Here is a 21,337-nt window from a genome sequence, read left to right as displayed (position 1 = left end):
TCCTCTCACCACAGGAGTTCACCACATGCCGCAGGACTATCACCACGGCGTACGCGTCACCGAGATCAATGAAGGGACGCGCCCGATCCGCTCTGTCTCGACCGCGATCGTTGGAATCGTGTGTACGGCCGAAGACGCCGACGCGACCACGTTCCCGCTCGATACGCCGGTGCTCATCACGAACGTTGTCTCGGCGCTCGGCAAGGCCGGCAAATCCGGCACGCTCTACAAGACGCTCGACGCGATCGGCAAGCAGACGAAGCCGATCACCGTCGTCGTGCGCGTCGCCGAAGGCAAGGACGAAGCCGAGACGACGAGCAACGTTATCGGGACCGTGACCCCGGGCGGCAAATATACGGGCATGAAGGCGCTGCTCGCGGCACAGGCAAAGCTCGGCGTGAAGCCGCGCATTCTCGCCGCGCCTAACCTCGATTCGCAGGCCGTCGCGACCGCGCTCGCCAGCACCGCACAATCGCTGCGCGGCATAGCCTACGTGTACGCCTACGGCGCCAAGACGAAGGAAGAGGCGACGACCTACCGCAAGCAGTTCAGCCAGCGCGAAGTTATGGTGATCTGGCCGAATTTCCTCGCATGGGACGATGCAACCAATGCAACGGTCGAAGTCCCGGCGACGGCCTACGCCGTGGGCCTGCGTGCAAAGATCGACAACGAAACCGGCTGGCACAAGACGATTTCGAATGTCGGCGTGAACGGCGTCACGGGTATCAGCCAGGACGTTTTCTGGGACCTGCAAGACCCTGCAACCGATGCGGGCTATCTCAACGAAGCCGACGTGACAACCCTTATCAACCGCGATGGCTTTCGCTTCTGGGGCTCGCGCACCTGTTCCGACGATCCGCTGTTCATGTTCGAGAACTACACGCGCACCGCGCAGGTTATCGCCGACTCGATCGCCGACGCGCAGATGCCCGTCGTCGACGGCCCGCTCAATCCATCGCTGCCGCGCGACATCATCGAAGGCATTAACCGATGGTTCCGCGAGCAAACGAGCAACGGTTATCTGATCGGCGGCGGCTCGTGGTGGGACCCGGAGCCGAACACCCAGGACGTGCTCAAGGCCGGCAAGGCGTACATCGATTACGACTATACGCCCGTGCCGCCCCTCGAAAACCTGATGCTGCGCCAGCGCATCACCGACCGCTATCTCGCCGACTTCGCGACCCGCATCACGGCGTAACGGCCCAACACAGGAGCAAACGCAATGGCTCTCCCGAGCAAATTGAAGGGGTTCAACCTCTTTCACAACGGCGAAAACTTCGCCGGCAAGATCGCCGAAGTCACGCTGCCGAAGCTGACCCGCAAGATGGAGGATTACCAGGGCGGCGGCATGAGCGGCCCGATCAAGGTCGATTTCGGCCAGGAAGGCATTCAGATGGAGTGGACCGGCGCCGGCTTCCTGAAATCTGTCCTGCAGTCCTACGGCGCCCTGAAGCACGACGGCGTGCTGCTGCGCTTCGCCGGCGGCTATCAGGCCGAAGACTCGACCTCGTTCGACTCGATCGAGATTGTCGTGCGCGGCCGTCACATGGAAATCGACCCCGGCACCGCGAAGGCGAAGGAAGACACCGCTTTCAAGGTTACGACCGTGGCGAGCTATTACAAGCTCACCGTGAACGGCGAGACGATCATCGAAATCGACTTCGTGAACATGATCGAGAACATCAACGGAACCGATTTGCTGCAGGCGCTTCGCACGGCGATCGGCCTGTAATCCCCCGACGCGGCCCGTAGCGGGCCGCCATACCGCTCAAACCACCTTTCCCATACCCGAACCATGAAACCCAACGACCAAGCCCATAGTGCCCCGGAAACCACCGCCCTCGACGCCATCGACCCGAACACGCACACGCTCGACACGCCGCTCGTGCGCGGCAGCCAGACCATCGACAAGATCACGCTTCGCAAACCGCGCTCGGGCGAGCTGCGTGGCGTCTCGCTCTCCGACCTCGTGAGCCTCGATGTTGTCGCGCTCTCAAAGGTGCTGCCGCGCATCACCACGCCCACGCTCACCGAGCACGACGTTGCGAACATCGACCCGGCCGACCTCGTGCAACTCGGGGGCATCTTTGCCGGTTTTTTGATGCCGAAGGCAGTGAAAGCGAGCATAGCCTCCCTGACCGCGTAGAAGATGCGATGGCCGATATCGCGACGGTCTTCGGCGGGTGGACGCCCGCCGTAATGGACGATTTCGGCCTGGCCGAACTGATGGACTGGCGCGAGCGTGCGCGCGTGAGAAGCGGATACGGAAACGATGGATAACGCCCTGAAACTTCGCGTGATGTTCGATGCGATCGACAACATCACGAAGCCCCTGAAAAACATCCTCGCCGGTAACAAGGGGCTCGCCGGCTCGCTCAAGGAAACCCGGCGCGAGCTGGCCGAGATGGGCAAGACACAGAAAGCCGTCGGCGAGTTTCGCGACATGCGAAGCGGGCTCACCTCGACCGCTTCGCAGCTCAAGGCCGCGCGCGGCCGCGTGAATGTGCTGGCCGCCGGAATTCGTGAAGTCGGCACGCCAACGCGCGCCATGAGTACGGAATTCGAACGGGCCAAGCAGGCGGCCGCGCGCCTGAAGACCGAGCACGCAAGCCAAACCGCACGCGTGCGCGAGTTGCGCGACCAGCTCGCCGGCGTCGGCATCAACACGCGCAACCTCGCGCAGCACGAGCGCGACCTTCGCGGCAACATCGCAGCCACCACGGCAACGATGAAAGGCCAGATGGCGCAGCTCGAAGCGCTCGGCGATCGCGAGAAGCGCGTCGCGACCGCGCGCAGGAGCATGGAGAAAATGCAGGGCGTCGCCGCAGGGATGGCCGTAGGCGGCTATGCGGCGCGCTCGACCGGCACGCACATTTTCGGCGACCTGCGCGAATCGCTCGACGAGTCGAAAGAGTTCGAGCGCGAAGCCATGCGAATCAAGGCGCTCGGCCTGGGCGATCACGCGTCGGCCGACGCCGTGAAGTATGCCCGCGCGATGAAGCAGTACGGCGTCGCGACGACCGACAACGTGCTCATGATGCGCGACGCCCTGAGTATCTTTGCCGACGAGCACCACGCGCAAATGGTGATGCCGACGCTCTCGAAAATGAAGTTCGCCAACGAAGCCATGTACGGCGGCGAAGACGCGCACGCGAACGAAGAAAAGTTCATGAACATGCTCAAGGTGATCGAGCTGCGCGGCGGCACCAAGGACGAAGCGACGTTCAAGGACGAAGCGAACATGGTTCAAAAGGTGCTCACCGCAACCGGCGGGCGCGTGGGCGGCGACGAGTGGCGCAACTTTATCCAGACGGGCGGCGTCGCGGCGAAGCAACTGCGCAAGGACGCGTTTTATTACCAGATGGAACCGCTCATTCAGGAAATGGGCGGGCACGCTGTCGGCACGGGCCTGATGTCCGCTTACAGCAACGTGTATCAAGGCAAGACGACCGTGCGCGCCGCCAAGCAGATGATGGCGCTCGGCCTGCTCGATCCGAAGATGGTCGAATACACGAAGATCGGCACGATCAAGCAGGTCAAACCGGGCGCGCTTGCCGGCGGCGACCAGCTCAAGGCCTCGCCGCTCGAATGGCTCGAAAAGGTGCTGCTGCCGAAGCTGGCCGCGAAGGGGATCACCGACCCGGACAAGGTAAAGGACATGATCTCTACGATCTTTACCAACCGGACGGCCGCGAACCTGTTCACGACCATGTACATGCAGAGCGCGCAGATTCACAAAAACGAGCGCCTGAACGCCGGCGCCGATGGCATCAACGAAGCGGCCGCGAAGGGCGAACAGCTCACGCAGGGCCGCGAGCTCGCCGCACTCGGGCAACTGCGCGACCTGAAGCTAGAGCTCGGCGAGAAGATTTCGCCGCTCTATAACGCCGGCCTGCAGGCGACGGCGACCGCAACCGAGAAGGTTGTCGGCTTCATGAAGAATCACGCCACCGCCGCGCAAGTGATGCTCACGGCGCTCGCCGCGCTCGCCGCGATCCTTGTCGTCGTCGGTACGCTGACCATTGCACTCGCCGGCGTGCTCGGCCCGCTCGCCGTCGTCAAGTTCAGCATGCAGACACTTGGCATGCAGGGCGGCATTCTCGCGCGCGTGCTCGGCCTCGGCGCGGGCGCTTTCCGCATGCTGGGCACGGCCGCGATGTTCGCCGGCCGCGCGATGTTCCTAAACCCGATGGGCCTTGCGATCACGGCTGCCGTCGCCGTCATCGCCGGCGCGGCGTATCTCGTCTACCGATATTGGGAACCGATTTCCGCATTCTTCGGCCGCATGTGGCAGGAGATTCGCGCGGCGTTCGCGGGCGGCATCGGCTCGATTGCCGCCCTGTTCGTCAACTGGAGCCCGCTAGGCCTGCTGTATCAGGCGTTCTCTGGCGCGATGGCGATGCTCGGCATCGACTTGCCGGCCAAGTTCACCGAGCTCGGCGCACACCTGATTTCGGGCCTCGTGAACGGCATCACGAGCGGCCTGGGCACCGTCAAGGATGCGATTGTGAACGTCGCGAGCTCCACGGTCGCATGGTTCAAGGAAAAGCTCGGGATTCACAGCCCGAGCCGGGTTTTCGCCGAGCTCGGCGGGTTCGTCGCGCAGGGCGCCGCGATCGGCATGGAAGGCGAGCAAGGCCGGATTACGCGCGCGGCCGTGGCAATGGCAACCGTCGCGACGACCGCTTTCGGCGTACCGGCATTCGCCAAGGGCGCGAGCGCGGCGACCGTGCCGCTCATGAGACCGCAGGAAGCCGCGGCCGTGCCGAATGTCGCGACTGTGCCGCTCGTGCGCCCGACCGTGCCGATCGACACGCGCGCACCGCTCACCGCGTCGCCTGCGGCCGCAGCCGTGGCGAGCTCGCCGGCGCCGATCACGATCAACATTTACCCGCAGGCCGGCGACGATCCGAAGGCGATCGCGCGCGCTGTCGCTGCCGAGCTCGATCGCCGCGATCGCGCGCAGCGCTCGCGCGCCGGCTCACGCCTCACCGATCCGGCCAACTAGGAGGAATCGACTCATGATGATGGCCCTCGATCAATTCGTTTTCAGCCTCGCGACGGCCCCCTATCGCGAGCTGCAGCGGCAACGCAGCTGGAAGCACCGCACGAGCTCGCGCATCGGCACGCGTGACGCGAGCCAGTTCACGGGCGCGGGCGAAGACACCATTACGCTCGCCGGCACGCTCGCACCGGGCGATTCGTTCGGCTCGGCCGGCTCGCTCAGGCGACTCGCGGAAATGGCCGATGTTGGCGACGCCTATGTGCTTGTCGACGGCCTGGGCTACGTGTACGGCGCCTATATCATCGACGGCCTGAACGAGACGCAGAGCTACCACACGAAAGAAGGCATCGCGCGCAAGATCGAATTCAGCCTCACGTTAAAACGTGTCGACGATGGCGCGATCGCGGCCGCAAACGAGAAGGCCGTGAAATGATGGGGCTTGAACCGAAATCGCATTTTGCCGGCCGCGTGCAACCGCAGGCCGACTATCGCGTGACGCTCGACGGGCGCGACCTCTCGCGCCTCATCGCGCCGAACCTCATCAGCCTGTCACTGTCGGAATCGCGCGCCGAAGAAGCCGACACGCTCGATATCGTGCTAGACGACTCCAAAAACACGTTCGACATTCCGAAGCGCGGGGCCGCGATCAAAGTCGCGATCGGATGGGTAGGCGAGCCGCTTGTCGACAAGGGTACTTTCACGGTCGACGAAGTAGAGCACAGCGGCGCCCCCGATATCATCACGATCCGCGCGCGCTCGGCCTCAATGACCGAAGCCATGCACGAGCGGCGGGAACAGAGCTGGCACGCGGCGACGATCGGCGCGATCGTGCGCGCGATCGCGTCGCGTCACTCACTCAAGCCGGCGATCGGCGCCGCGCTTGAGCAAATCGCGATCGCACACGTCGACCAGACGCACGAAAGCGACATGGCCTTTCTCACGCGCCTCGCGAAACGCTACGACGCCGTGATGAACGTCAAGGACTTGAACCTGCTTTTCATGCCGATCGGCACCGGCAAGACGGCGAGCGGCAAGGCGCTGGCCGTGCTGCCGATCACGCGTGCGAGCGGCGACCAGCATCGCTACCACATCGCGCAGCGCGAGAGCTACGCGGCCGTGCGCGCGCACTACCATTCCAACTCGAAAGGCAAGCGCAAATCCGTCATCGTGGGCGGCGAGAACAATCGCAACGTCAAGGTATTGCCGGAAGACTACGCGACCGAAGCCGAAGCGCGCGCGGCTGCGCAGGCCGAATTCGCCCGCACGCAGCGCAGCCAGTCGACGCTCGACTACACGCTCGCGCTCGGCCGCGCCGAGATTTTCCCCGAGCTCCCTGTAACCGTGAGCGGCTTCAAGCCGGAAATCGACGAAACGCCCTGGCTGGTGAAAAAAGCAACGCACACGATCAACGACGGCGGCTTTACAAGCGCGCTGGAGCTCGAAGTGCGCGACGACCCGACAACAGCGCGACACCGCACGCACTTCCGAAAGGGCGGGCAGTAATTGTAGTTACAAAAATATGTTGTCATGCTGAGTTTTTGTAACTACAATAATCGCATGATAACGACCTACGACCCAGCCAAGAGCGAAGCCAACCAACGCAAACACGGCGTTTCTCTGGCCCTGGCGGAAGCGATCGATTGGTCGTCTGTATGGTGCGCGCCCGACGACCGTAACGATTACGGGGAACTGCGCGAAATTGGCTATGCCGTGATCGATACGCGGCTGTATTGCGTCGTGTTCACGCAGCGCGGCGAGACCTTTCGGGTTATCAGTCTGCGCAAGGCCAACAACCGGGAGATAGACCGCTATGAGCAAGCAACGCAAATTGATCCGTAACACGCCCGAAGAAGAAGCCGCGATCGCTCGCGGTATTGCGGCCGACCCCGACACGTTCGAACCGACCGATGAACAGTTCGCACAGATGAAGCGGCGCGGCGGCCGGCCGAAACTTGCCAATCCGAAAGTCGCGGTAACGGTGCGCTACGACGCCGACATCGTTGAGCAGTTCAAGGCGAGCGGCGAGGGCTGGCAGACTCGCATGAATAACGCTTTGCGCGAGTGGCTGACGACTCACCACGCGTAAGGGCAATCTGTTTTCGAGGATCACTGCACGTCATGAAACGGCCGCCGACGCGGCCGTTTTTGCGTCGGAGCATCAACGCGTGAAATAGGCAGGTGGCCCGGTGTCTTTCCAGATGCGACCGGATCGCCAGGCCTTCGGCAGTTCGACGGCAAGCACGCGCCAACGTGCAAGGACATCGGCGAATGTACCTTTGCGTTTCGCGTGGCGGATTTTGTCAACGACGCTCCACCCGCGAACGTAGTGTTCGAAGCTGCGCTGGCTCGAAAGGTAGTGCGGCGCGTGGACGCCGACCCATGCAAGAATTTCGGCGGGCGGAACGTCAGGCGCGTCAGGATCGGGAGCAATGTTGGCCGTGACGCCTGTTTCATCGGCGGCGGGCTGTACGTCGGCTTGCGGAGCTGCTGTCTTCGATTCGCGAACGAGTAGGCGCAGCAGCTCGATTCGATGCCAGGGGATAGGCGAACGACCTGCGATATAGTTCCGGACGGATCGTGTGCAGCAGCGGAGAATGTCGGCGATACGAGCGACGGAAAGACCGTCAGCGAGAGCGAGGAAATCGGACAATTCGCCGTGCCGGGGAGCGGCGGCCTTCATGAGCGTTGAAATTTGTAAGACTTTGTAAGCAAGCGTGATTATGCTTACAAATTCATATTTCCCGCCCACAGGAACGCAAGGCTTTAGTCAGCTTCCACAATTTGACATAAGATAAATTATCGAAGTTTTTGATTGTAACGGCTAAGTTGAAATGTCCGGTTCTGGCTCATTAGAAATGTCCGATTCCTGCCCTGGTTGAAGCGCACGCTCACGCGAGGCGTCGACCGGGGGCGAACCATGAACGGACGTGAGTTGATCACGGCAAGCATGCGCGAACTCGAGCGGGTCAAGGTCATCGAGGCGGAACTGCGTCCCGACCTGCCGGACGGCACGACGTAAACATCGTCGGGCAGCGCCGTCGCCGCATTTACCAGCCGGAGCTAGCGCCGGAGACTGAAAAGCCGCAGCAGCTCGTCGCGCAAGTCGGCGATATCGAGCACATGCTGTGCGCGAGTGAGCGCCACATAGAGCAGGCGGAGCTCATCCTCGTCAGGCATCGGGCTACCGTCGGCACCCCGCAGGCGGAAATCGTTCGCGACCTTGACCCGTTTCCATTCGAGGCCCTTGGCGCGATGGACGGTCGAGATCACATAATCGGCGGCGCCCTCCGCCGCCGAGCGCTGCGCGAGGCCCCGCAGATAGTCGGTGCCCAGCTCGTCGACGATCCGGACAACCGGCAGCAAGTCCTGGCCAAACGCGCTGCGCGCAAACGCCTGCGCCTCGCCCCATGTCTCGAACAGCGAAAACGCAGCAGGCCGGAATACACGCTGTCCGGCCTGCAACTGGTCCACGCCATCGGCATACGCAACGATCTCGGCCGCACTCATGCGGATTGCCGGGCGATGCCCCGCCTCGATGCCAGCAGCGAACTGCCATAGCGCCGTGACGTTCTTGCGGCATAGAACGGCGTCCACGGGCGGTGCAATCGCCGGGTCTTCGACCATGATCGAGCCAATCGCGTCTTGCCCGCGAATCGGCGTTCGTTCTCCAAGCAGGCCAAGCAGCCGGCTCGCCAGCGCCGCGAATGTCGTGCCGAAACGAAACGACTCCGTCAGCGCGCATTCGGGCGCGTCGATCCGCGCCATCGCGTTCACCGCGCCGCGCCATTCGTAGATCTGCTGGTACGGGTCGCCCACGTAGATGATCTGCGCGTGGCGCTGCCGTTCGAGGACCGAAAGCATGACGCCGTCGCTGTCCTGCGCCTCGTCGAACAGGATGTAATCGGCCTCGATGCGTGGCTCCGAAAGCGCCCAGAGCTTGAGCAGCACGTCCGGCGAAATGACATTGCGCGCCCGTGGGTGGGCGCTCTCTTCCCACAGCCGCACGACGTGGGGCAACAGCCAGTTACGCAACTGCGCCGCCATCGACTCGTCGATTTTCTCGTCCACGACGATGTGCTGCGCTTCCGGCTGGTGCTGGTCCGAGCGGCAGAACCTGCCGAGTCCGTCGGCAATCCAGCGCCCGATCTCGAACGGCGTGACGTCGACGGCCTTCCCCGTCACAGTGCGAACCTGTACCGTCCCGAGTCCATAGCGTGCAGCCAGCAAGTGCGGAGGCTCGCCCGCGAGGCTCACGCGACTTCTCAGCGTCTGAGGCACGCACGCCCAGGCCAGCGAGTGCATCGTGCGCGCGTCGACCGTGGGGGGAAAGCGGCGGCCGGCACTCGCCGCGATATCCCGGTTGAAGGCGAGATAGGCGCCGCGCCGTCCGCCGAGTTGCTCCGCCACCAGCTGGAGCGTGGAGGTCTTGCCCGCGCCTGCATAGGCCTTGATCTTGAGGTTCCCGCCACGCAGCACCGCCTCGACGACCGCGCGCTGCTCTTGCGTGGGATTGAACGGGACTGGCATGGGAACGGGACGCAGAAGGGGGAACGTCCCGGAGTGTGCCAGAAATGATGCCAGTTCCGACAGTCCCCACCCTGCCCGCGCTGACCAGGGTTCAAAACGCTCCCGCACTTGAACAATGGCGCGCTGAATGCGAGCGCGTCAATGCAGCGCGGCGTGGTCGCTCGCCAACGCCGGAGGCACGACCTCCCGCAGGAACTCAACAAAGGTCCGGACTTTCGCATCGAGATATTGTCGCGATGGATACTGGACATAGCCGGTCAGTTTCTGCAGCTGGTGGTTCGGCAAGACACGCACCAACGCACCGCTCTTGAGGAGCGGCACGGCCGATGGCATGGGCAGCGCGCCGATTCCTTTACCCTCCTGCAGCACCGTGCCCAGTACCTCCGGCACATTCACCTGAAATGCCGTCGGCGGAAGCTCGAATGTTTCCGGGCCGTCGGGCCCGTCGAGATCCCAGCGACCGCGCGGGAAAAACGACGAAACGAGCGGTATGCACGAATGCTGCGCCAGACCGGCAACGTCGTCTGGCGTTCCATGATCCTCGAGATAGGCCGGCGACGCGCACAGTACGCTGTGCAGCGTCCCAAGCCGCTGCGAGACGAATCCCGAGTCCGGCAATTGATCCCCCGCCATCCAGACCGCAACGTCGCACCCCTCGTCCAGCATCCTGGGGAGATGCTGGGACAGGTTCAGATCGACCGACACGGACGGATAATATTCCTGATAACGCATCAGGGCGGGCACCAGGTAGGTCTGGCCAATGCCCAGCATCGCATGCACCCGCAAACGGCCGGCCGGCTTGGCCAATGCGTCCGCGGCTTCCACCTCTGCGTCCCTGATACAGGTGAGAATCTGCTGGCAACGCTGCAAATAGCGCTGCCCGGTCTCGGTCAATGCGATGCGGCGCGTCGTGCGGTTGAGCAGCCGGGCGCGAAGATGGGTCTCCAGCCAGGCGACTGCACGGGTTGCAACGGCGCGTGAAATATCCATGCGCTCTGCCGCGCGGGCAAAACTGCCCTCTTCTGCAATGCGAACGAATATCCGCATCGATTGCAACGTATCCATTTTCAGATCCTCTATTTCAGCTTCCGAATGGCCCGCAGCAACACGGGTAATCAGTGTTGCTGCGGCCCCGGCTACCCACCCGCTCAGTTCGCCTGAGCGATCTTCTGCATGCGAGGCGATGCAGCCTTCGCCTGCTGCGCCATCTCATTGCTCGCGATGATCTTCTCGATCTCCGCATCGGCCTGCGCGCCGTACTGCGCAAACACGTCGGTGCGATAAGTCGTGTTCACAGCCGCGGCGAGCTGCGTGCCGGATTCGTCGCGCGTGTCGGCGTCCACGACCATCGACAAGCCGATGCGCAGCGGGTGCGCCTGCAGCTCCTTCGGGTCGAGCTGGATACGCACCGGCAGCCGCTGCACGATCTTGATCCAGTTGCCGGTCGCATTCTGCGCCGGCAACGTTGCGAACGCGCTGCCCGTACCGGCCGAGAAGCCGATCACCTTGCCGTGGTATTTGACGCTCGATCCGTACACGTCCGCCGTCATCGTGACCGGTTGACCGATGCGCATGCGGTGCAGTTGCACTTCCTTGAAGTTCGCGTCCACCCACACGCCATCGAGCGGCACGATCGACATCAGCGGCGTGCCCGGCCCCACGCGCTGCCCCACCTGCACGGAGCGCTGCGCGACGTAGCCCGTCACCGGCGCCGGCAACGTGTTGCGCGCATAGTTCAGGTAGGCGTTGCGGACCTGGGTGGCCGCCGCCTGCACGTCGGGGTGCTGCTCGATCGACGTGCGGTCGGTCAGCGCAAGGTTCGATTGGGCCTGCTGGCGAGCGGCGTCGAGCGCGGCCTGCGCGGCGGCCACGGCGTCGCGGGCGTGCGAGACGTCCTCGGCCGACACCGCGCCGGTGTCCTGCACCGCGACACGGCGGCGCAAATCGTCCTGTGCGCGAGCGAGGTCCGACTCGCGTTGTGCGACGTTGGCCGCGTAGTAGTCGTTGTTCACGTAGAGCGTGCTCACCTGGCGCACCGCCTGGCCGAGCGCCGCTTCGGCGTTCAGGAGAGCGATTCGTGAATCGGCCGGGTCGAGCGTGACCACGGGGTCGCCCTCTTTCACGATCTGGGTATCGTCGGCGTTGACGGCGTCGACCGTGCCGGTCACCTGCGGCGTGAGCTGCACGAGATTGCCGTCGACATACGCGTCGTCGGTCGACTCGTGATATTGGCCGTACGTGAAGTAGTACGCGCCATAAGCCGCCCCCGAGAGCGCCACGCCGATACCTAGCAGCGCAAGCCACAGCTTGCGTTTGCGCGGCGCATCGGGCCGTGTGGCGTTCGGCGCGGCGCTAGCGGGTGCGCCGTGGGCGGGGTTGCTGGTCGGTTGTGCCGTGTCCGCGCTGGTGCGCTCGGTCGTGGTGGAATCGCTCATGTCAATGCTCCAGTGAATTTGCGAACGTGCCGGTTCAACGCGCGGCGACGACAGGATGAGATTGCGCGGCGGAATCCGCGCGGCGAGTTGTATCCGACGACGAATCGGACGACGTATCGACGTAGCCGCCGCCGAGTGCCGAAGCGAGCGCGATCTGCTGGTCGCGCCGGTCCATCAGCAGATTGGCGACGGCTTGATCGGCCTGCAGTGCGGTCATGTCCGCGTTGAGCACGGTCAGCTGATTCGTCAGGCCGCCCTTGTATTGCGTGATCGCCAGATTGTCGGCATCGCGCGCGGCTTGTTGCGCGGCTTGCGCATCGGCAAGCTGCGTGTCGCTCGAGCGGATCTGCGCGAGTTGCGTCGCCGCTTCGCTCAAGGCAGTGATCAGCGTCTGGTTGTAGGTCGCGACGGCGTCGTCGAAGTCGGCGTAGCGTCCTTTCAATTGCGCGCGCAGTTCGCCGGCATCGAAGATCGGCAGATGGATCGCCGGACCCGCGCTGGCCGTGCGGCTCGCGGCCGTCAGGAAGCGGCCGAAGCCGAACGCGTCCAGGCCAATCGCGGCGCTCAGGTTGATGTCCGGGTAGAACTCGGCCTTCGCCTCCTTCACTTCGTGCGTGATCGCGTCGACGCGCCAGCGGGCCGCGACGATATCGGGCCGGCGGCTCACGAGGTCGGCGGGCAGGTTGTCCGGCAGGCGCACTTCGTCGCCCACACCGAGCGCGGGTCGCGCGATCGCAAGCCCGCGGTCCGGGCCTTCGCCCATGAGCGCCGCCAGTTGGTAGCGGGTCGTCAGGATGCTGCCGTCGAGCGCCGCAAGCGCGGAACGCGCGCTCGCGAGGTTCGCCAGCGCCGTCTTGCGCTCGACCTCGGTATCGAGCCCGGTCGCGATGCGGCCCGCCGTGATGCGGTCGATTTCGGCACGCCGGTCGACCTCTTGCTGGGCGATGTCGTGCAGCACGTAAAGCCGCGCCAGCTGGTTGTAAGTGCGGGCGATTGTGGTGGTGAGCGTGAGCTTGACGACTTCGGCGTCGGCCCGGCTCGCCTGCAAGTCGGAGACTGAAGCTTTCAGCGCTTCGCGATTCTTCCCCCACAAATCCAGATCGTACGACGCGCTCAGGAGTCCGGAGTTCTCGGTTTCCCACGCTCCACCGTACGGCGGCGGAATCAGTGTGTTGGCGCTGTACTGCTCGCGTTTGAGCGAGTAGTCGGCGCTGACGCTCGGCATCGTGCTGGCCTTCGCGGTTTCCGTATAGGCCTGCGCCCCGGCGACACGGGCACGCGCCTGGGCGATCGTCGGGCTGCCCTTGAGCGCTTCGTCGATCAGCGCCTTCAATTGCGCGTCGCCGAACTGGTCTGCCCAGTCGGCCGCGGGCCAGTGACCGCTTTCAGCGGGCAAGCTGGTTGCCGTTTCGAACTGTTGAGGCTGCGCCATCTGCTTGTCGCTGTGGATGCCCGCGTAGTTCACGCAGGCCGACAGCAACGCCACCAGAATCGCCGACAGCCCTGCCTTCGCCGCGCGGGTGCCGGATTGCGTAATCTGCGTCTTCATTTTCTGACCTGTCAGATTAAAGATTGAAAAAAGGAGGTGCGCTGCTGCGCTCACACTCCAATGAACTTCTGCAGCAGGCGGTCCAATTCCTCGAATTCCGCCTTCGTGAACTTCTTCCATTTCGCATCCAGTACAACGGCTGCGATCGCCTGCATTTCGGCCGCGATTTGTCTGCCCTTCTGCGTCATCGCGAGGTTGACCACCCGGCGATCGTCGGTACTGCGGGTGCGTTCCAGCAGCCCTTGCCTTTCCAGCTTGTCCAGCATCCGCGTCATCAGGCCCGTGTCGACAGAAAGCCGCTTCGAGAGCTCGATCGGCGTGGACGCCACACCGTGCTGCATCGCGAGGAGAATGCCCACCTGCGCCCCGGTGATGCCGAGGTGACCGAAGGCGGCGTCCATTTCCGTCACGATCTGCTTGCGAGCCCGGATCAACATGAACCCCACGTTTTGCGTCGGCGAGAAAGAGGCACGTGTGTAGTGCTCCATGGCTCCTCCTCAATGACCGCCCGCGCCCGCCGCGCTCGATGCCCCGTCCCTGGTGGGCTTGGTCACCCAGACGAGCGGAATGATCACGACAAAGATCACCGCGGATAACCAGAACACGTCGTTCAATCCCAGCATCGCCGCTTGCGCGCCCAACTGCGTTTCAAAGAAAGCCTGAGCTTTGAACAGACTCGCGTGCAGGGTCGTTTCGATGTTGGCGAGCGCGTGCACGTAGTTCGGGTTGGTCGCGCCCGTTTGCTCGGCAAGCTGCGAGTGATGCAGGATCGTCCGGTTGTTCCAGGTGTTGGAAAGGAGCGACGTCCCGACCGCGCCCGCGAACACCCGCACGAAATTCGACAGGCCCGCGGCCGCCGGGATCTTCTCGGGCGGCAGCCCCGAGAGAATGATCGCCGTGAGCGGCGTGAAGAACAGCGCCATCGGGATGCCCTGCAGCAGCGTCGGCATCACGAGCGTGTACGGGTCGACGTCCGTCACATAGAACGAGCGCATGAAGAACACGCCGGCAAAACCGAGGAACGCGAGCGTCGCCAGCACCCGCGGGTCCGACTTCGGCATGATCTTGCCCATCACCGGCGCGAGAATCACCGCGAAGATGCCGAGCGGCGCGGTCACGAGCCCCGCATCGACAGCCCGGTAGCCGAGGTATTCCTGAATCCAGGTGGGGAGGATCACGAGGTTGGCAAAGAAGATGGCGTACGCAACCGAAATGGCCACCGTGCCGCCCATGAAGTTGCGCCCGGCAAAGAGACGCAAATCGATAATCGGCTTGGCCTCGGTCAGTTCCCAGACGAGGAAGAACAGGAAGCCGACCAGCGCGACGATCGAGAGGATCCAGATTGTGGAGGACTCGTACCAGGCGAGGTCCTTGCCTTTGTCGAGCATGACCTGCAGCGCGCCCACCCACACGACGAGCGAGAGCAATCCCACCTTGTCGACCGGTAGCTTGCGCGAAGGCGTTTCGCGCTGGCGATAGAGCGCCCAGATCACCGCCGCGGCGAAAATGCCAACGGGCACGTTGATGTAGAAGATCCACGACCAACTGTAGTTGTCGGTGATCCAGCCACCAAGCGCGGGACCGGCGATCGGGCCAACCGTGGCGGTCATCGCCCAGAGCGAAAGCGCGCTCGAGCTTTTCTCCCTGGGAAAGGACTTGAGCAACAGCGCTTGCGAAAGCGGCACCAGCGGCCCGGCGACCGCCCCCTGCACGATGCGGGCGGCGAGCAGCACCATCAGGTTGGGCGCGATACCGCACGCCGCGGACGAGACCACGAACAGCAGGATCGCGGCCACGAAGAGCTTCACTTCCCCAACCCGCTGCGTGAGCCACCCGGTCAGCGGAATCGACACCGCGTTGGCCGCCGAGAACACCGTGATGACCCATGTGCCTTCATCGACCGACACGCCCAGGTCGCCGGACAAGGTCGGGATCGCGACGTTCGCAATCGAGGAGTCCAGCACGTTCATGAACGTGGCGAGCGCCACGGCGAACGTGCCCAGCGCGAACTGCCATCCCGCCAATGGCGCCGCAGCGTTCGCATTCTTCGGAGAGTTCATGTTGCGTCCTTTAAGGGGGGGCGACGGTCGAAGTGCCCACGCCGTCTTCATTGATCTGATCTGTCATGTCTATATCTGACATATCAGACATTACGGTAAAAAAAATGGCTCACTGATCCAGCAGCTTGCCGAGGAGACGACAAAAAGTGACGAGTTCCGGCTCGTCAAAGGCCGAGAGGCGCCGGTTCAACACCACCGGCACGATCTCGGCGGCGCACTCGGCAATCTCCCGACCGGTCCCGGTCAACGCGAGGTTGACCACGCGCCGGTCCTCACTGTCGCGAGTCCGGCGCACGAGACGCTGACTTTCCAGCCGCTCGATCACACGTGCGACGAATCCCGAGTCGACGTCGAGCAGCCTCGACACCTCGACCGACGAATGCGCGCTGCCGTGAGACAGCAGCAACAGCGCGCCGACCTGAGAAGCCGTGACGCCCAACCCTGCAAGGGCGATATCCAGATCCGCCTTGTACACGCTGCGCGCCTTGCCCAGCGCGAGGCCGATGCTCAGGCCCGGCAACATACGCTCTTCGCCAAGGGTGTTCATGACTGATGCCTCTGCTCCTGACTCTGGCGTCTCTCGCCAGGATCACGATCTCGATGCGACGCATACTAAACCGATCGGTTCGGACCGGTCAAGAAGGAATTTTAAAAATTGATAAATGCTCGTTTAATCAGTCGATCTGTCACCATACCGATCGGTGTGAACTTCCGTGATACAGTGGTGTCGACCCGTTTTGACTTCAGCAGGAATCGAACCCATGGCTACATCGGCAGCGCGCACCAAGACGATCGTACCTCCCCCGTCCGCTCCGCCCGATGGCGCAGCCGTCCAGTCCGAAAAGGCGCGCCTCGTCCTGGCCGGGGCGAGAGCCGTGTTCCTGGCCAACGGCTACAGCGCCGCGACGACCGACATGATCCAGCAAGCCGCGGGCGTGTCGAAGTCGACGGTCTACTCGCACTACCCGAACAAGGAAACCCTGTTCATCGCGGTGGTCGAAGCCGAATGCGAGCGGTTTCTCCAGACGATTCGCAAGTGCGAATTTTCGGAGAAGCGCCTGTTGGACAACCTGAGCGCGATAGCGCACGCCTACCTCGACCTGTTGCTCTCCCCGAATGGCATGGCGTTGTATCGCGCGGTCGTGTCCGAGGCGCCGAGGTTTCCCGAGCTCGGCAGGCGCTTCTATGTCGCCGGTCCGAGCGCCATGATCAACGCCGTGGAGGAGGCGCTGGAAGCCGCCGAATCGAGCGGGGATGTGGACCTTGGGGGCATCGGGCGCAATTCCGCCGCCACGCTCTTCGTGAGCATGGTGCGTGGCGATGCGCAGATGCAATGCCTGACGCACCCTGAGTCTCCCGCGTCCGCCGTCCAACGGGACAGATGGGCAAAAGACGCAGTCACCGCATTTCTGCGCGCTTTCCAGAAGGCGCCGAAGTAATCCGACGAGCGGAACGTGGTGACCGTGGAGACCGTGAAAAAGACACGCTCCGCAGGCTTCGTTCAGAACACGTGCCGCACGCCCGCCATCACGCCAAGCTGTTGCGCCCCGGGCTCGACGGTACCGCCGGCGGCCACCGGGTTACTGCCGTTTCGACCGTTGATCATGTAACTCACCGAGGCATAGACCGTTGTGTGCGGGGTCAGATAGTAGTTTGCGCGCGCAACGAGGTTCGTCGAACTCGTCACGTGCGCCTGGATGTACTTGTCGACTTGCGCATCGAACGCCAGTGACGCTATCGGCGCGTAAGTGAGGCCGAGAAAGTACAGGTTATAGAGCGTGCTTGCGGCGCCGGCAGACAGGCTACGGTGGATCCAGCCACCGCCGACCTTCAGGCTCGGGAGCGTGAAATAGCCGTCGACGATCGTGCGAGAGTCCGTGTAGGCGGCGCTGGTCAGCGGCGCAGACGCCCCCGTATTGCCACGCATGCGGTCATACGATGCCGCTACCCCGAACTGCGACGAATCGTAGGCAAGCAAGGCTGTGTACTGCTTGCAGGCGAGGAAATTCCCGGGCACCTGGCCGGGGCAGTTCGTCGCGGCCGGGCCGGCGGGACCGGCCGCGTCGCGCCCGAAGCTGTACGTGCCGCCAACGGTCACGCCCGCAAACTTGCCCATATAGCCAATGGCGTTGTCGCTGCGCGCATTCGGCAGATAGGGGTCGAAGACGTACAGGGAATGAGTCGATGGGCCGATGACATCAGCGCTCAGGAGTGCGTAGGTCGTCATGTTGATCAGCCGGCCGAGCGTCAGCGTTCCCCAGGCATTCTGCAATCCCACGTACGCCTGACGTCCGAACTCGCGGCCGCCATAATTGAAGCCGCCGGTGCCGGGGGCGAAGCCATTCTCCAGCTTGAAAATCGCCTTATTCCCGCCCCCCAGATCCTCCGCGCCCGTCAACCCCCACTCGGAAGGTATCTCGCCGGTCAAAGTGGGCATGCCAGCGAAACTACCGCCACCCGCGGCATGGTTATAGTATTCGACCGCTGTATCGATGATGCCATACAGGCTGACACTGCTCTGACTGTACGCGAGGCTCGATGCCAGCATGAGCGAACTGAAAACGGCACTCCTCGCAACACTACGCCCTTCCATTGATGTCTCCTTTCCTGATGCGGTCACTGCTATGTAATTTGTGTTGTACTAATTAAATACGTGAGAACCGGTACAGCTTTTTTGTATGTCCGCTATCGTCCAGCCGGCGCGATAAGCGAGCGTCGCCAGCGGCCTCTAATCGAAGCCGCCGGAGCTGGACGGATAGCTGGAAAGCTTGATGGCCGCCGCCGCGCTTACCTTACGGCCGGCTGCTGTCCCGACCATGCTGCCTGCAGCAACCCGAGCACAGCTGCCTCGTCAACAGGCACCGGGTTGTGGTCGAGGTGGTGGAAAGATTCGCTCGCGATAGCGGCAATGCGCCCGGCGGGCACGCCCAGTTCGCTCAACGCAACCGGCGCGCCCAGCTCGCGCACGAGCCGCTGCAACGCCACCGCGGGGTGCGCCCCCATGACCGACTCCATCGCCGCGCAAGCTTCCGGAATCGCCGCCGCGTTATAGGCCAGCACGTGCGGGAGCACCACACAATTGGATTCGCCGTGCGGCACCTCAAAACGTCCGCCCAGAATGTGGCAGATCCGGTGATGCATGCCGATGCCGACCGAATTGACCATCAGGCCGCCAATTGTCGCGCCATACGCAGCCTGTGTTCTGGCTTCAAGGTTGGTGGGCTCGACGGCCAGTTTCGTCAATGCACGGTAGAGCATGTCAATGCCGGTCAGCGCGAGCTGGCTCGTCAACGGATTGCGCTTCGGGACATAGAGCGCCTCAATACAATGCGCGAGCGCATTCATGCCTGTGGTCGCCGTCTCGCGTAACGGCAGGGACTGCGCGAGCAGCGGATCGACAATGACCGTGTTGGCAAGCGCCCTGGGTTCGCGCCTGCTGCGCTTTTCTCCGTCCACGAGCACGCCGAACAGCGGCGTCAACTCCGACCCCGAGAGCGTGGTTGGCAACGCGACATGAACCGCGCCGGCCTCGACCGAGAGGTATTTGCCAAGCCCGATCGTCGAGCCGCCGCCGATCGACACGACGCAATCGCAGCCGGCCCGCTCGTAGACTTCCAGCGCGGCCATGGCGACATCGACTGGGCAATGCGGCTGCGCACCGGCAAAGGTTGCATGCGCCGTGTCGGCCATCGATTCGATAACGGACGCATAACGCCGTGGTCCCGACTCGGTTGTGACGACGAGCGCACGCGAGCGCCCGAGTTCGCGCAATCGCTCGGCCACCCGGTTTGCGCGGCCAGCGCCGAACAAGACAGTCGGTGAATGGCAGAAGAAATCAAAAGCGGTCTGCATGGAAAGTCCTTCGGTATGCGATCGTGTCAATGAGAACTCTGGTGCAAGTGAGCGAACCACGCGCCCCATCACACTCGGTCCGCTCGCAAACGCCAGGTGGACAAATTCTATGAACTGACTTACTTTCGGTAAAGACAATGTCGTGAATTGTGAATATTGATTGGGTGAATGAGATGGTGGAACTGAACGACGTCGATCTGAACCTTCTGCTGGTTTTCAACGAGCTGCTCATCGAGCGCCGCGTGGCCAGGGTTGCCGACAAGCTGGGTTTGACACAGCCGTCCGTGAGCAACGCACTCAGCCGGTTGCGCAAGACGCTCGACGATGAGCTGTTTATTCGCACATCGAATGGAATGGAGCCGACCCGCTATGCGAGCCAGCTCGCGGAACCCATCAGTTCCGCACTCAGCACGATTCGCAACTCCCTGAACCAGCAAGCGGCATTTGCTCCGGCCACGAGCACGCGAAAATTCACCATTAGCGCGGCGGATGTGGGGGAAGTTTATTTCTTGCCCGCGTTGATGGACAAGCTGGCGCAGGTCGCGCCAGGCGTCTCTTTGAACACGGTGCCCAATACGACGGTCAATTTGAGGGAGGCCATGGAGGCGGGACAGATCGATCTCGCAATCGGTCTTCTGCCCCAACTGAAGGCAGGATTTTTTCAGCGCAGCCTGTTACACCAGGACTATGTCTGCATGTTCCGCGAGGGGCATCCACTTCATGGGAAAAAACTCTCACTGAAGCAGTTCTGCGAGGCTGACCATGTCGTGGTATCGGCGCCGGGCACGGGGCACTCGAAAATGGACGAAATGATTGAGCGAAAAGGCATCCGCCGAAACATTCGGCTTACCGTGCCGCATTTCGTGGCCGTGGGGCACATCCTCTCGACTACGAATCTGCTCGCCACGGTCCCGGAGCGATACGCAATGGCCTGCCGCGTGCCGTTCAAACTTGCCTACGTGAAGCACCCTGTCGTATTGCCGAGGATTGGCATCAACATTTTCTGGCATGCGAAGGTGCACAAGGAGCCTGGCAACCAGTGGTTGAGAAATCTGATCGCCGAATTGTTTTCGGATTCCAAAGCGGCGTGACCCAATTGCGTTCCAATTGCGATGGTAGCGCTTCGGCATGCTTGACCGAGGCGAATGGAACGCAAGGGGCCCATGGACAGGCCCTTGCCAGGGCGTCGCCTCTCTCTGTTGCTCAGACGATTGCGACCGTCAGTTCACCGAGGCGCTCCACGCCCACCTTCATCGTATCGCCTCGCTGCACAGCGCCGACGCCTTCAGGCGTGCCCGTGAAGATCAGATCGCCGGGCTCCAGACGGAAGAACTTCGAAAGATCGGCGATGGTTTCCGCTACCGACCAGATCAGTTGCGACACATCGCTCTTTTGTTTCGTGACGCCGTTGACGTCCAGCCAGATGCCGCCGGCGAGGAAGTGGCCAACATCGTCCGCGCGATGGATCGGCCCGGTGGGCGCCGAGCGGTCGAAGCTCTTGCCGATCTCCCACGGCCGCCCCATCTCCCGCATCTTCATTTGCAGGTCGCGCCGCGTCATGTCGAGGCCCACCGCATAGCCCCACACATGCTCAAGCGCATCGTCCACGGCGATGTTCGAGCCGCCCTTTCCGATTACGGCGACGAGTTCCGCCTCGTAGTGGTAGTTCTCCGTTTGCGGCGGATACGTGAGTTCGAGCGTCTGTCCGTATCCAACCGGTACGATCGCATCCGCGGGTTTGCAGAAAAAGAACGGCGGCTCGCGGTCCGGATCGAAGCCCATTTCGCGCGCGTGAGCCGCGTAGTTGCGGCCGACACAGTAGACGCGGCGCACGGCGAACTTCTCGTCGCGACCGATGACAGGAAGCGCAACGGGGGCTTCTGGGGGAAATACGAATGACATGATGATC

Annotated in this window: 22 protein-coding genes; 11 read left to right on the top strand and 11 right to left on the bottom strand. The window is 63.1% G+C overall.

What is annotated here, in order from left to right; genetic code table 11:
- Window positions 1–25: 25 nt before the first annotated feature.
- The 9 genes from BO1_RS09855 to BO1_RS09815 all read left to right on the top strand — a co-directional run bounded on the left by BO1_RS09855 (window position 26) and on the right by BO1_RS09815 (window position 7,091).
- Window positions 26–1,198, top strand: a complete 1,173-nt coding sequence (locus BO1_RS09855; RefSeq protein ID WP_028217415.1) for a phage tail sheath protein — start codon at window positions 26–28, stop codon at window positions 1,196–1,198.
- Between the two features lie 24 nt (window positions 1,199–1,222).
- The gene (locus tag BO1_RS09850; RefSeq protein ID WP_028217414.1) at window positions 1,223–1,732 is read left to right on the top strand and encodes a phage major tail tube protein; all 510 of its coding nucleotides are present in this window, start codon (window positions 1,223–1,225) and stop codon (window positions 1,730–1,732) included.
- A gap of 63 nt (window positions 1,733–1,795) precedes the next feature.
- Window positions 1,796–2,146 (top strand): phage tail assembly protein, encoded by a 351-nt coding sequence (locus BO1_RS09845; RefSeq protein WP_028217413.1) that lies wholly within the window; start codon window positions 1,796–1,798, stop codon window positions 2,144–2,146.
- An 8-nt stretch (window positions 2,147–2,154) separates the two neighbouring features.
- Complete coding sequence (locus tag BO1_RS57275; protein ID WP_028217412.1) at window positions 2,155–2,280, top strand: GpE family phage tail protein; 126 nt, start codon at window positions 2,155–2,157, stop codon at window positions 2,278–2,280.
- The gene (locus BO1_RS09835; RefSeq protein WP_028217411.1) at window positions 2,273–5,008 is read left to right on the top strand and encodes a phage tail tape measure protein; all 2,736 of its coding nucleotides are present in this window, start codon (window positions 2,273–2,275) and stop codon (window positions 5,006–5,008) included. Before BO1_RS57275 ends, BO1_RS09835 begins: the two co-directional genes overlap by 8 nt.
- 13 nt (window positions 5,009–5,021) lie before the next feature.
- Window positions 5,022–5,438 (top strand): phage tail protein, encoded by a 417-nt coding sequence (locus tag BO1_RS09830; protein ID WP_028217410.1) that lies wholly within the window; start codon window positions 5,022–5,024, stop codon window positions 5,436–5,438.
- Window positions 5,435–6,508 (top strand): phage late control D family protein, encoded by a 1,074-nt coding sequence (locus BO1_RS09825; protein WP_156992189.1) that lies wholly within the window; start codon window positions 5,435–5,437, stop codon window positions 6,506–6,508. Before BO1_RS09830 ends, BO1_RS09825 begins: the two co-directional genes overlap by 4 nt.
- A gap of 54 nt (window positions 6,509–6,562) precedes the next feature.
- The gene (locus tag BO1_RS09820; protein ID WP_028217408.1) at window positions 6,563–6,844 is read left to right on the top strand and encodes a BrnT family toxin; all 282 of its coding nucleotides are present in this window, start codon (window positions 6,563–6,565) and stop codon (window positions 6,842–6,844) included.
- Window positions 6,816–7,091, top strand: coding sequence for a BrnA antitoxin family protein (locus BO1_RS09815; RefSeq protein ID WP_028217407.1), 276 nt, complete (start codon window positions 6,816–6,818; stop codon window positions 7,089–7,091). Before BO1_RS09820 ends, BO1_RS09815 begins: the two co-directional genes overlap by 29 nt.
- A gap of 72 nt (window positions 7,092–7,163) precedes the next feature.
- Here the strand turns inward: BO1_RS09815 and BO1_RS09810 are convergent, their stop codons facing one another.
- The 8 genes from BO1_RS09810 to BO1_RS09770 form a co-directional block, all read right to left on the bottom strand.
- Window positions 7,164–7,685, bottom strand: a complete 522-nt coding sequence (locus BO1_RS09810) for a hypothetical protein (protein WP_028217406.1) — start codon at window positions 7,683–7,685, stop codon at window positions 7,164–7,166.
- Between the two features lie 380 nt (window positions 7,686–8,065).
- On the bottom strand, window positions 8,066–9,532 hold the full coding sequence (locus BO1_RS09800) for a UvrD-helicase domain-containing protein (RefSeq protein WP_028217405.1): 1,467 nt from the start codon (window positions 9,530–9,532) through the stop codon (window positions 8,066–8,068).
- 138 nt (window positions 9,533–9,670) lie between these two features.
- Window positions 9,671–10,597 (bottom strand): LysR family transcriptional regulator, encoded by a 927-nt coding sequence (locus BO1_RS09795; RefSeq protein ID WP_028217404.1) that lies wholly within the window; start codon window positions 10,595–10,597, stop codon window positions 9,671–9,673.
- An 83-nt stretch (window positions 10,598–10,680) separates the two neighbouring features.
- On the bottom strand, window positions 10,681–11,967 hold the full coding sequence (locus BO1_RS09790; protein ID WP_028217403.1) for an HlyD family efflux transporter periplasmic adaptor subunit: 1,287 nt from the start codon (window positions 11,965–11,967) through the stop codon (window positions 10,681–10,683).
- A 34-nt stretch (window positions 11,968–12,001) separates the two neighbouring features.
- Entirely contained in the window at window positions 12,002–13,516 is a 1,515-nt protein-coding gene (locus BO1_RS09785; RefSeq protein WP_028217402.1) for an efflux transporter outer membrane subunit, read from the bottom strand.
- Window positions 13,517–13,566: 50 nt separating this feature from the next.
- Complete coding sequence (locus BO1_RS09780; RefSeq protein ID WP_028217401.1) at window positions 13,567–14,004, bottom strand: MarR family winged helix-turn-helix transcriptional regulator; 438 nt, start codon at window positions 14,002–14,004, stop codon at window positions 13,567–13,569.
- A gap of 9 nt (window positions 14,005–14,013) precedes the next feature.
- Window positions 14,014–15,576 carry a DHA2 family efflux MFS transporter permease subunit gene (locus BO1_RS09775; RefSeq protein ID WP_028217400.1) on the bottom strand — a complete coding sequence of 521 codons (1,563 nt, stop codon included), beginning with the start codon at window positions 15,574–15,576 and terminating at the stop codon, window positions 14,014–14,016.
- Between the two features lie 109 nt (window positions 15,577–15,685).
- Window positions 15,686–16,123 carry a MarR family winged helix-turn-helix transcriptional regulator gene (locus BO1_RS09770; protein WP_043284369.1) on the bottom strand — a complete coding sequence of 146 codons (438 nt, stop codon included), beginning with the start codon at window positions 16,121–16,123 and terminating at the stop codon, window positions 15,686–15,688.
- Between the two features lie 214 nt (window positions 16,124–16,337).
- Here BO1_RS09770 and BO1_RS09765 point away from each other — a divergent pair, with 214 nt between their 5' ends.
- Window positions 16,338–17,015: a TetR/AcrR family transcriptional regulator gene (locus BO1_RS09765; RefSeq protein WP_028217398.1), complete on the top strand. Its 678-nt coding sequence runs from the start codon at window positions 16,338–16,340 to the stop codon at window positions 17,013–17,015.
- Between the two features lie 62 nt (window positions 17,016–17,077).
- Here BO1_RS09765 and BO1_RS09760 read toward each other — a convergent pair whose 3' ends face one another.
- Together BO1_RS09760 and BO1_RS09755 are read right to left on the bottom strand one after the other, a co-directional pair.
- The gene (locus tag BO1_RS09760) at window positions 17,078–18,169 is read right to left on the bottom strand and encodes a porin (RefSeq protein ID WP_028217397.1); all 1,092 of its coding nucleotides are present in this window, start codon (window positions 18,167–18,169) and stop codon (window positions 17,078–17,080) included.
- Window positions 18,170–18,363: 194 nt separating this feature from the next.
- Window positions 18,364–19,428 carry a maleylacetate reductase gene (locus BO1_RS09755; protein WP_028217396.1) on the bottom strand — a complete coding sequence of 355 codons (1,065 nt, stop codon included), beginning with the start codon at window positions 19,426–19,428 and terminating at the stop codon, window positions 18,364–18,366.
- 176 nt (window positions 19,429–19,604) lie between these two features.
- Here BO1_RS09755 and BO1_RS09750 point away from each other — a divergent pair, with 176 nt between their 5' ends.
- Window positions 19,605–20,519 (top strand): LysR family transcriptional regulator, encoded by a 915-nt coding sequence (locus tag BO1_RS09750; protein ID WP_028217395.1) that lies wholly within the window; start codon window positions 19,605–19,607, stop codon window positions 20,517–20,519.
- Between the two features lie 112 nt (window positions 20,520–20,631).
- Here the strand turns inward: BO1_RS09750 and BO1_RS09745 are convergent, their stop codons facing one another.
- Window positions 20,632–21,330, bottom strand: a complete 699-nt coding sequence (locus BO1_RS09745; RefSeq protein ID WP_028217394.1) for a fumarylacetoacetate hydrolase family protein — start codon at window positions 21,328–21,330, stop codon at window positions 20,632–20,634.
- Window positions 21,331–21,337: the final 7 nt, after the last annotated feature.

Origin of the sequence: Paraburkholderia oxyphila NBRC 105797, from assembly GCF_000685075.1 — a bacterium.
In the GTDB taxonomy this organism is placed as follows: Bacteria; Pseudomonadota; Gammaproteobacteria; order Burkholderiales; family Burkholderiaceae; genus Paraburkholderia; species Paraburkholderia oxyphila.
Note: the sequence above shows the minus strand (reverse complement) of the source record. Positions and strands in the feature narration are given on the sequence as shown.